General features: G+C 74.6%; 1 protein-coding gene. It reads right to left on the reverse strand.

Features of this window, described 5'->3' with window-relative positions:
• Positions 1-167 (reverse strand): GntR family transcriptional regulator (locus tag WDW90_RS38995; protein WP_336492984.1); only part of this gene is annotated, 167 nt, incomplete at its 3' end.
• Between the last annotated feature and the right edge of the window lie 120 nt (positions 168-287).

A 287-nucleotide genomic window follows, 5' to 3' on the forward strand; every position in this document is an offset into this window, starting at 1 on the left:
TGGCGCAGCGCCTCGCGGACCGGCGTGCGCGAGGCGCCGAAGCGGTCGGCGAGCTCCTGCTCGTCGAGGGCGATGCCGGCCGCCCGCGTCCCGGCCGCGATCTCGTCGGTCAGCGCGTTGCGGATCTGATCGGACAGGAGCCCGCGGCCCTCGACGATTCCGTCCATGCTGTCACCCCCCGGCTCGGCGCCGCCCCGTCCCCGTCGGAAAACGTGCGGCGAGGCTCGGCTCATCCCACCAGCGCCCGCACGATCAGGAAGAACAGCGACGGGCCGACGAGGCACCCG

Origin of the sequence: Methylobacterium nigriterrae (assembly GCF_037106235.1) — a bacterium.
Lineage (GTDB): Bacteria > Pseudomonadota > Alphaproteobacteria > Rhizobiales > Beijerinckiaceae > Methylobacterium > Methylobacterium nigriterrae.